The organism is Tistlia sp. (assembly GCF_040905785.1).
GTDB lineage: Bacteria > Pseudomonadota > Alphaproteobacteria > Kiloniellales > DSM-21159 > Tistlia.
This window is the reverse complement of sequence record NZ_JBBDQW010000051.1, coordinates 20,231-29,637: the sequence shown is the minus strand read 5'-3', so window position 1 is coordinate 29,637 and position 9,407 is coordinate 20,231. Positions and strand designations below refer to the sequence as shown.

General features: G+C 72.9%; 7 protein-coding genes. 1 reads left to right on the top strand and 6 read right to left on the bottom strand.

Annotation, left to right across the window (positions count from 1 at the left end; genetic code table 11):
* The first annotated feature begins 168 nt into the window (after positions 1–168).
* A complete protein-coding gene (locus tag WD341_RS11825; protein WP_368425661.1) occupies positions 169–1,050 on the top strand; it encodes a mechanosensitive ion channel family protein in 882 nt (293 codons plus the stop codon).
* A 40-nt stretch (positions 1,051–1,090) separates the two neighbouring features.
* Here WD341_RS11825 and WD341_RS11820 read toward each other — a convergent pair whose 3' ends face one another.
* The 6 genes from WD341_RS11820 to WD341_RS11795 form a co-directional block, all read right to left on the bottom strand.
* Complete coding sequence (locus WD341_RS11820; protein WP_368425660.1) at positions 1,091–2,590, bottom strand: SRPBCC family protein; 1,500 nt, start codon at positions 2,588–2,590, stop codon at positions 1,091–1,093.
* Between the two features lie 265 nt (positions 2,591–2,855).
* Positions 2,856–3,293, bottom strand: coding sequence for an SRPBCC family protein (locus WD341_RS11815; protein WP_368425659.1), 438 nt, complete (start codon positions 3,291–3,293; stop codon positions 2,856–2,858).
* Between the two features lie 27 nt (positions 3,294–3,320).
* Positions 3,321–5,513 carry a flotillin domain-containing protein gene (locus WD341_RS11810; RefSeq protein WP_368425658.1) on the bottom strand — a complete coding sequence of 731 codons (2,193 nt, stop codon included), beginning with the start codon at positions 5,511–5,513 and terminating at the stop codon, positions 3,321–3,323.
* 30 nt (positions 5,514–5,543) lie between these two features.
* Positions 5,544–6,377: a phosphoenolpyruvate hydrolase family protein gene (locus WD341_RS11805; RefSeq protein WP_368425657.1), complete on the bottom strand. Its 834-nt coding sequence runs from the start codon at positions 6,375–6,377 to the stop codon at positions 5,544–5,546.
* A gap of 6 nt (positions 6,378–6,383) precedes the next feature.
* Positions 6,384–8,726, bottom strand: a complete 2,343-nt coding sequence (locus WD341_RS11800) for an ABC transporter permease (RefSeq protein WP_368425656.1) — start codon at positions 8,724–8,726, stop codon at positions 6,384–6,386.
* The coding region (locus tag WD341_RS11795; protein WP_368425655.1) for an ABC transporter ATP-binding protein at positions 8,719–9,407 on the bottom strand (689 nt) is incomplete at its 5' end. The genes WD341_RS11795 and WD341_RS11800, both read right to left, overlap by 8 nt.

The window sequence follows — 9,407 nt, the reverse complement described above, 5'->3', positions numbered from 1 at the left end:
GGGCTCGCCCGCGGCGTCGAAGCCCTCGAGCGTAGCTTCGGCTACGCTCTTCGGGTTGCTCCTGGCGGATCGAGCCCGCCAGGAGCGATGCCGACCCCTTCCAGTATGAGAAATCCAGGTTAGGCGGCCTCAGCCGCTTCTTTCGACCGCCACGGCAGGGCAAATCGCATGGATTCCCCGTTCGTCGAGACACTGGACGAGCAGTTCGGACAGCTGGCCGAGGCGCTGCCGGCGATCGGCATCGGCTTGGCCGTGCTCGCCGCCTTCGTGCTGCTCGGCTGGCTGTTCGGGCGCGGCGTCAGGCTGGCGCTGATCCGTCGCGGCGACCGGATCCACGCCGGCTTCCTGGGCCAGCTGCCAATCTGGGTGATGAGCTTGGTCGGGCTGGCGGCGGCGGCGGATATCGTCGGCCTCGAGGGCCTCGCGGCCGGCCTGCTCGCCGGCGGCGGCGCGACGGCGATCATCCTCGGCTTCGCCTTCCGCTCGATCGGCGAGAACCTGCTGGCCGGGCTGTTCCTGGTGTTCTCCCGACCGTTCCGCATCGGCGACCTGATCCAGTCCGGCCCGCTGCCGGAAGGCACGGTCCGCGCGGTCGACCTGCGCAACACCCACATCCGCGACGCCAACGGTCGCGACATCTTCATTCCCAACGCCCTGGTCTTCAACCAGCCACTGATCAACTTCACCCGCGACGGCCTGCGCCGGCCGGTCTTCACCGTCGGCGTCGACTACCACGACCCGATCGAGGCGGTGCGCGGCGAGATCCTGGCGCGCATCGCGAAGGTCGACGGCGTGCTGGAGACCCCGGCGCCGAAGGTCGTCATCCTTGAGTTCCCGGCGGCCTACGTCCTGCTGGAGGTCTCGATTTGGATCAACACCTTCGCCGGCACCGACTTCCCCGACACCCAGTCGGCGGCGATGGAGGCCTGCCGCCGCGCCATCCTCGACAAGGGGTGGACGATCAGCGCCGATGCCCAGACCGCCGTGGCGCTGTCGGGGCGGCTGGAGGCTCCAGGGCCCGCGACCGGCTCCGGACGAGGCGAAGGATGAGGCGCGCGGCCCTGCCCCGGCGGCTCAGGGGATCAGGGCCTCAGGGGATCAGGATGGTGGCGCCGGTGGTCTCGCGGGCCTCGAGGGCGCGGTGGGCTTCGGCGGCCTCGGCGAGGGGAAAGGAGCGGGCGGCCTCGACGGTCAACACACCCTGCCGCAGGGCCTCGAACAGCCGGGCGGCGATGGCGCGGACCTCGGCCGGGTCGCTGGTGTAGTGGCCGAAGTTGGGGCGCGAGAGGGTCGCCGAGCGAGCGGCGTAGCCGGCGACGTCCTGGGGCGGGATCGGGCCGGCGGCCTGGCCGTAGCTGACCAGGTGGCCGCGCACCGCCAGCGCCTCCAGGGAGCGCGCCAGGTTGTCGGCGCCGACCGCGTCGTAGATCACGTCGCAGCCGCGGCCCTCGGTCAGGTCGAGCACCGCCTCGACGAAGTCCTCGCGGCTGTAGACGATCGGGAAGGCGCAGCCGTTGGCACGCGCGACCCGGGCCTTGGCCTCGCTGCCGACCGTGCCGATCACCGTCGCGCCGAGGTGGCGCGCCCACTGGCAGAGCAGCGTGCCGACGCCGCCGGCGGCGGCGTGGACGAGGATCGTGTCGCCGGCCTTCACGGCCTGCACCCGGTGCAGCAGGAACTCGGCGGTCATGCCCTTGAGCAGGCCGGCCGCGGCGGTCGCCTCCTCGAGCCAGTCCGGCAGCGGCACCAGCAGGGCCGCCTCCATGGTGCGCAGGCGCGCATAGGCGCCGGGCGGCGCGCAGGCGTAGGCGACGCGGTCGCCGGGCAGCAGGCCGTGGACGCCCGGCCCGACCTCGGCGATCACGCCCGCCGCCTCCATGCCCAGGATGCCGGGCGGCTCGACCAAGCCGAAGTAGCCGGTGCGGCAGTAGACGTCGATGTAGTTGAGGCCGATGGCGGTGTGGCGCAGGCGGACCTGGCCGCGGCCCGGCGGCGGCACGGCGACCTCGCGCCAGGCCAGGGCCTCGGGACCGCCGTAGCGCTCCAGCACCACGGCCTCGCTGGTCGCCTCGGCGCCGGTCGGCGCCTCGGCGGCCACGGCACGGCGGACCGGCGAGGGCGCGGGGCGCGGACGGCGGCCCGGCGCCGGCGCCAGGCCCAGACGCTCGGCGACGGCACGGAAGCCGGCCTCGTAGATGCCCTCGCCGACCAGGCGCACGAGCTCCTCGGCGCGCTCCGGCGGGCAGTCGAACTCGCTCTTCCACTGCCAGAAGGTGCGCCGCCCGTCGGTTACGGGCTTCAGGCGGACCTCGGCGAGGTAGCCCTCGAGCGGGACCGGCGCCTCGAGCAGGCAGTAGGCGAAGCTGTGCTCGCGGTCGGACAGGGCGAGCAGGCGCTCGCGGATCTCGCCGGAGCCGTCGGCCAGCGCGAAGAGCCGCACGCAGCCGACCTGATCGGCCCGCTTGCCGCCCTCGATGACGCTCTCGGCGACCGCCGGGTGCCAGTCGGCATGGCCGTTGAAATCCCGGATCACCTCCCAGACCGCCTCGACCGGCGCGTCGAGGACCGTCGAACGCACTACCTTCGGCATGGCCGCGCCCCGCCCTCCGGCGCTCCCGTCGCCAGGCCCTGATGGCGGTCGTTGCCCTCGCTCTCCTCGTCGGTTCCGTCCCCTGCCTCGTCATCCCCGCGACCTCGACCGTCATCCCCGCGAAAGCGGGGATCCAGCGGAAAGCGCCGCCAGCACGGCCCGGCGAGCGCCCGTGCGAACGACACGGTTCTCTGGATCCCCGCTTTCGCGGGGATGACGGAGGAAGGGGTGACGAGTGTGGCGCTGACAGGCAAGCCCCCCGCCCTCACCCGCCGAAGCGCTGCTTCAGGGTGTCGAAGCCGCCCTGGAAGACGCCCTGGCCGACCAGCTCGGCGAGCTCGCGCTCGCGGCCGGGGGCGCAGTCGAACTCGGCGGACCACTCGGCGAAGGTGCGGTCGCCGTCGGTCACCGGCGTCAACTTGAGCGTCGCCAGATAGTTGTCGACCCCCATGGGCGACTCGAGGATCGCGTAGCTGAAGGTCAGGTCGAAGTCCGACAGGCTGAGCAGCTGCTCGCGGATGTTGCCGCCGTCCTTCAGGTTGAAATTGCGCACGCAGCCGACGCGGTCGCCCGGCAGGCCGTTCTCGATCCGGCTGTCGGCGATCGCCGGGTGCCACTCCGGCAGCGCGTTGAAGTCACGCACCAGCCGCCAGACCCGGTCGGCCGGCGCGCCGAGCACGCTGGAGGTGTAGACCCTGACCATCGCCGCTTCCCCCTCTGGCGCGCCGTCCTACGACTTGGACTTGCCGCCGCTCTTGCCCGAGGTCGAGGGCGGCGTGGCCGCCGCCCCGCCGACCGGCCCCAGCGGGTTGCTGAGCCGGCCGATGTCGCCGCCGTTGAGGCCGATCTCCTCCAGCAGCGAGTCGATCAGCGGCGCCTGGGCGCGGTAGCGCAGGGCCGAGTTGACGACCTGGTCGGAGAAGCCGCCGCCGCCCTGGTCGCCGCCGCGTCCGCCGCCCGAGCCGCCGCCGCCGAGGCCGTCGACCTGCAGGATCTTGATGCCCTCGATCTTCTCCATCGGCTTGACGCTCTCGCGCACGATGCCCTCCAGCCGGTCGATCAGGCGCAGGCGCATCTCGGAGCCGCGCGACTGGTCGGACAGCACGTTCTGCGCCTCGTTCATCTGGCGCCGGCCCTCGGCGTCGATCTCGTAGCGCAGCTTGGCGGCGAGCGCGCGCAGCTTCTCCGATTCGGCCTCGCCCTCGGCCAGCAGGCGCTGGGCCTCGGCCTTCTCCGAGGCGGTCAGGCGCTCGGTCTCGGCCGACAGGCGGGCGCGGATGCCCTCGCGCTCGGCCTCCTGGCGGGCCAGGACCAGCTCGATCGCCTTGCGCCGCTCGGCGATCTCCAGCTCGCGCGCCGAGAAAGTCTTCTCCTCGGCGACGATGGCCTTGGCGCGGGCGGTCTCGGAATCGACCAGCGCCTCGGACTGCTCCTTCGACTTGGCGGCGATCAGGATGGAACGGTCGAGCTCGGCGACCTCGAGGACCCTGCGGCGGTCGACCTCGAGGCGTCGGATCTCGCGGTCCTGGACGATGCGCGCCTCCTCGAGCGCCGTCTCGGTCGAGATGCGCGCCCGCTCGACGTCCTCGCGGGCCGAGATCTCGGCCTCCTCGAGCGCCTGGCGGCGACCGACCTCGAGGGACTGCAGGGCCTTCTCGCGGGCGATGCGGTCCTCCTCGAGCTGCCGGTCGCGCTGGATGCGCGCGCGCTCGACGGCGAGCAGGGCGAGCAGCTGCTCGCGCTCGGTCTCGGCGTCGGCCTTGGCCCGCTCGCGCGCCTTCTCGGCCAGCGCGATGGCGCGGTCCTGCTCGGCCAGCTCGACCGACCTGCGGCGCTCGATCTCCATGCGCTCGGTCTCGGCCTGGCTGGCGATGCGGTCCTCCTCCAGGCCCCGGTCGACGGCGATGCGGTCGCGCTCGGTCTCCTCGCGGGCGCGGATCTCGGCGTCCTCCAGGGCGCGCCGGCGCCGGACCTCGAGCGTCTGGGTGTCCTGCTCGCGCTCGATGCGCGCCTGGTCGAGCGCCCGCTCCTGCTCGATGCGCGCGCGCTCGGTCGCCAGGCGCGCGGTGATCTGCGCCTCCTCGGACTCGCGCTCGCGCTCGGCCCGCTCGCGCTCGACCTCGGCGCGCTGGCCGGCGCGCCGGCCCTCGATGTCGCGCTGCTGCTCCAGGCGCGCGAACTCGCTGTCGCGGTCGATCTGCAGCGCCATCTTCTCGGCCTCGAGATTCTTGTTCCGAATCTCGATCATGGTGTCCTGCTCGATGTCGTTGCGGATCTTCTTGCGCCGCTCGATCTCCTCGGTCAGGCGCGTCAGGCCCTCGGCGTCGAAGGCGTTGGAGGGGTTGAAGTACTCCATGTTGGTCTGGTCCATGCCGGTCAGCGAGACCGCCTCCAGCTCCAGACCGTTGCGCGCGAGGTGCTCGGACACCGCGGCGCGGACGCGCTTGACGTAGTCGCCGCGCTGCTCGTGCAGCTGCTCCATGGTGAACTCGGCGGCGACCGAGCGCAGGGAGTCGACGAAGCGGCCCTCGACCAGCTCGCGCAGCGCCTCCGGCTGCATGGTGCGCCGGCCCAGGCTCTGCGCGGCGAAGGAGATCGCCTCCTTGCTCGGCGCCACGCGCACGTAGAACTCGGCCAGCACGTCGACGCGCATGCGGTTCTTGGTGATCAGCGCCGCCTCGCGGTCGCGCCGGACCTCCAGGCGCAGGGTGTTCATGTTGACCGGAATGACCTCGTGGACGATCGGCAGCACGAAGGCGCCGCCGTCCTTGACCACCTTCTCGCCGCCCCAGCCGGTGCGCACGAAGGCGGTCTCCTTGGTCGAGCGGCGATAGAGCCAGTTCAGCAGCCAGACCCCCAAGGCGATCACGACCGCCAGGACGATCAGCCCCAGGACGATCCACCCCACCGTTGCACCCGACATCCTCGTTCTCCCTCTCTCCTTCGGCGCGGCTCAGCCGCGGCCGATCGCCTTGAATTTCCTGGTCTGCTCGGTCAGCGCCAGCTCGGTCGGCAGCCGCTCCATCGAGGAGGCGCCGTAGAAGCCGTGGCAGTGGCGGCACTTGTCGAGGACGAAGGCCGCGTCCTCAGGCTGGGCGATCGGCCCGCCGTGGCACAGCACGATGACGTCGCGCCGGACCTTCATCGCGGCCTCGGCCCAGGCGTCGATGCGCGCGACGCAGTCCTCCAGGGTCAGCGCCGTCTCGGCGCCGATCGCGCCGCCGGTGGTCAGTCCCATGTGGCAGACCACGATGTCAGCGCCGGCCTCGGTCATGGCCGCGGCGTCGGCCTCGCTGAAGACGTAGGGCGTGGTCAGCAGGTCGAGCGCGCGGGCCTGGCGGATCATCTCGACCTCCAGGGCGTAGCCCATGCCGGTCTCCTCCAGGTTCGCCCGGAAGGTGCCGTCGATCAGGCCGACCGTCGGGAAGTTCTGCACGCCCGAGAAGCCCAGCTCGCCGAGCCGCTTCAGGAAGGGCCCGGTCAGCAAGAAGGGATCGGTGCCGTTGACCCCGGCCAGGACCGGCGTCGACTTGACGACCGGCAGGACCTCGCTCGCCATCTCGACGACGATCTCGTTGGCGTTGCCGTAGGCCAGCATGCCGGCCAGCGAGCCGCGCCCGGCCATGCGGTAGCGCCCGGAGTTGTAGATCACGATGAGGTCGATGCCGCCGGCCTCCTCGCACTTGGCGGACAGGCCGGTGCCGGCGCCGCCGCCGACGATCGGCCGGCCCTGGCGGACCATCGTGCGGAAGGTGTCGAGGATGGCGCGGCGTTCGATTCTCGGCATGGAGGCTCAGCTTCCCGTAGCGGTCTGAAGGCGTGCGGCGGCGCGCGCCGGGGCGCGCTGCGGCCCGGCGATCTCGCGGAAGTTCTCGACCAGGGCGCGGGCGAAGGCCGGGTCGTTGATGTTGAAGGGCAGCCGGACCAGGCGCCGGTTGGCGGCCGGCCGGAAGGTCTGCTCGAGCGCCTGGAACAGGGCCCGGTCGGCCTCGGGGTCCCAGAAGGGCTGTCCCGGCGCGTCGAGCAGCGAGACGCCACCCTCGGGAATCAAAAAGCGCAGCGGCCCCTCGCAGCGGTTCAGGCGCTCGGCGATCCAGCGGCCGATGGCGGCGCACTCCTCGGCCGTGGTGCGCATCAGCGTGACCTGGGGATTGTGCTCGTAGAGGGTCCGCCGCCGGAACTTCTCCGGCAGGCTGTCGCGCGGCCCGAAGTTGACCATGTCGAGGGCGCCGCAGGAGCCGACGTAGGGCACCCGGCTGCGCGCGATCGCGCCGAAGCGGTCCTCGGTCGCGGCGAAGACGCCGCCGACCAGCAGGTCCGGCACCTCGGTCGTCGAGATGTCGAGCACGCCCGAGAGCAGGCCGGAATCGGCCAGCTTCTCCATCGAGCGGCCGCCGGTGCCGGTGGCGTGGAAGACCAGGCAGTCGTAGTCCTCCTCCAGGGCCTTGGCGACCGCCTGCACGCAGGGCGTAGTCACGCCGAACATGGTCAGGCCGATCGCCGGCTTCTGGTCCGCCGGCTCCTCGCGGCGCGCCGAGATCATGCCGGCCAGGGCGTGGGCGGCGTTGCCGAGGACCTGCCGCGAGATGCGGTTGATGCCCTGCACGTCGGTGACCGAATGGAGCATGCAGATGTCGCTCGGCCCGACGTAGCGGCCGACGTCGCCCGAGGCGACGGTCGAGACCATGACCTTGGGCAGGCCGACGGCGAGACGCTGCATGGCCGGGGTCGCGAGAGCCGTGCCGCCCGAGCCGCCGGCCGAGATCACGCCGCCGAGGTCGCGGCGGGTCGGCAGGAAGTTGGCGAAGGCCTCGGCCATGGCCGCCACCGAGCGGCCGCGGTCGCCCGAGAAGACGGCGGCGCTGCCACGCGGGTGGTGGTAGGCGACCTCCTTGGGGCCGACGTCGGCGGTCGAGGGCCGGCCGCTGGTCGAGAGGTCGACGGTGACGACGCGCAGGCCGGCGCCGCGCAGCTCGCGCGCGAGGAAGCCGAGCTCCGTGCCCTTGGTGTCGAAGGTGCCGACGACGTAGGCGACGCGGTCGAGGGCCTCGCCCGGCGTCAGGCGCGCCGGCTCCGCGGGCGTCGCGCCGGCGGCCTCGCGGCCGCCATCGACCCAGCGGTCGCGCGGATCGGGCTCCGGCTCGGGCTCGGGCCGGCGAGAGGTCAGGGGGTTGGCCTGGGACCAGCGGGTCGGCGCCGGCGCCGGGGCGGCCCCGCCGGACGAGGGCGAGCCGGCGTTCCCGGCGCGGCGTACCCGGTAGACCTGGCTGCGCTCCGGCTCGTCGGGCGCCGCCGTGGATGGCACCGACGCGCCTTCGCCCTCCTCAAGATCGTCCCCCAGGTCGCCCCCCAGATCGCCCTGGTTGTGGCGGCCCACGCCGAGCAGGCGCTGCTGCAGGGCGGTGTCGGCCTTGAGCTCGGCGGCGGGCATCTCGCGGGCGATGCGGCCGTTGACCATGACGCCGACGCGGTCGGCGATGTCGAGCGCGACGCCGATGTTCTGCTCGACCAGCAGCACCGCGATCTCGCCCTCCTCGGCGAGCTCGTGGATCATCCGCTCGACCTGGGCGACGATCACCGGTGCCAGGCCCTCGGTCGGCTCGTCCATGACCAGGAGGCGGGGATTGCCGAGCAGCGCGCGGCCGATCGCCAGCATCTGCTGCTCGCCGCCCGAGAGCTGCGCCCCGCCGTTGCGCCGCCGCTCGTGGAGCCGCGGGAAGGCGTCGTAGATCCGCTCCAGCGTCCAGACCGCGTCGCGGCCGCCGCGCGCCGCCAGGCGCAGGGTCTCCTCGACGGTCAGCGACGGCCAGACCCGCCGGCCCTGCGGCACGTAGCCGACGCCCAGGCCGGCGATCCGGTTGGCCGGGCGGCCGACCAGCTCGCGGCCCTGGAAGCGGATCGAGCCGGACGTCGGGCGGACCAGGCCGGCGATCGCCATGCAGGTCGTGGTCTTGCCCATGCCGTTGCGCCCGACCACGGCGAAGACGCCCTCGGACAGCGTCAGGTCGACGCCATGCAGCGCCATGGCGTGGCCGTAGTGCACGACCAGGTCGCGGATCTCCAGGACCGGCGCGGCGGCCTTGCCGGTCGTCCCGCCGCCGGTGCCGGCGGTTCCGCGCTCGCGGCGCTCAGCCATGGCCGCCTCCCAGGTAGAGGCGCTGGACCTCGGGATCCTTCTCGATCTCCTCGGGCGTGCCCTCTTTGAAGATCCGGCCGTTGTGCATCATCGTCACCTGGTCGACGACGCGCAGGGCGACGTCGAGGTCGTGCTCGATGACGATGTAGCCGATGTGCCGGGGCAGCGAGCGCAGGATCTCGATCAGGCCGGCGCGCTCGCGCGCCGAGAGGCCGGCCGCCGGCTCGTCGAACAGCACCAGGCGCGGCGCGCCCGCCAGCGCCATGCCGATCTCGAGCTGGCGCTGCTGCCCGTAGGCGAGGTTGGCGACGAGGCTGTCGGCGACGTGGTCGAGGTGGACCAGCCGGACCAGCTCCCGGGCCGCCTGCAGCGCGGCGTCGTCGCGCCGCGGCCGGCGGAAGGAATAGCGGCGGCGCGCGACGCCGCGCACCGCGAGGTAGAGGTTGTCGATCACCGACAGGCCACGGAACAGCAGCGAGTGCTGGTAGGTGCGCCGCAGGCCGCGGCGGATCCGCTCGTGGACCGGGAGGTCGGTCACGTCCTCGCCGAAGAAGCGGATGCGCCCGGCGGTCGGCGGGAAGTCGCCGGTGATGGCATTGAACAGCGTCGTCTTGCCGGCGCCGTTGGAGCCGAGCACGGCGCGGCGCTCGCCGGCACCGACCGACAGGTCGACGTCGGCGA

Bases quoted from the DNA above. Each gene is read 5' to 3' on its own strand.
- WD341_RS11800 (WP_368425656.1), bottom strand. From the start codon at position 8,726: ATGGCTGAGCGCCGCGAGCGCGGAACCGCCGGCACCGGCGGCGGGACG.
- WD341_RS11825 (WP_368425661.1), top strand. From the start codon at position 169: ATGGATTCCCCGTTCGTCGAGACACTGGACGAGCAGTTCGGACAGCTG.
- WD341_RS11805 (WP_368425657.1), bottom strand. From the start codon at position 6,377: ATGCCGAGAATCGAACGCCGCGCCATCCTCGACACCTTCCGCACGATG.
- WD341_RS11815 (WP_368425659.1), bottom strand. From the start codon at position 3,293: ATGGTCAGGGTCTACACCTCCAGCGTGCTCGGCGCGCCGGCCGACCGG.
- WD341_RS11810 (WP_368425658.1), bottom strand. From the start codon at position 5,513: ATGTCGGGTGCAACGGTGGGGTGGATCGTCCTGGGGCTGATCGTCCTG.
- WD341_RS11820 (WP_368425660.1), bottom strand. From the start codon at position 2,590: ATGCCGAAGGTAGTGCGTTCGACGGTCCTCGACGCGCCGGTCGAGGCG.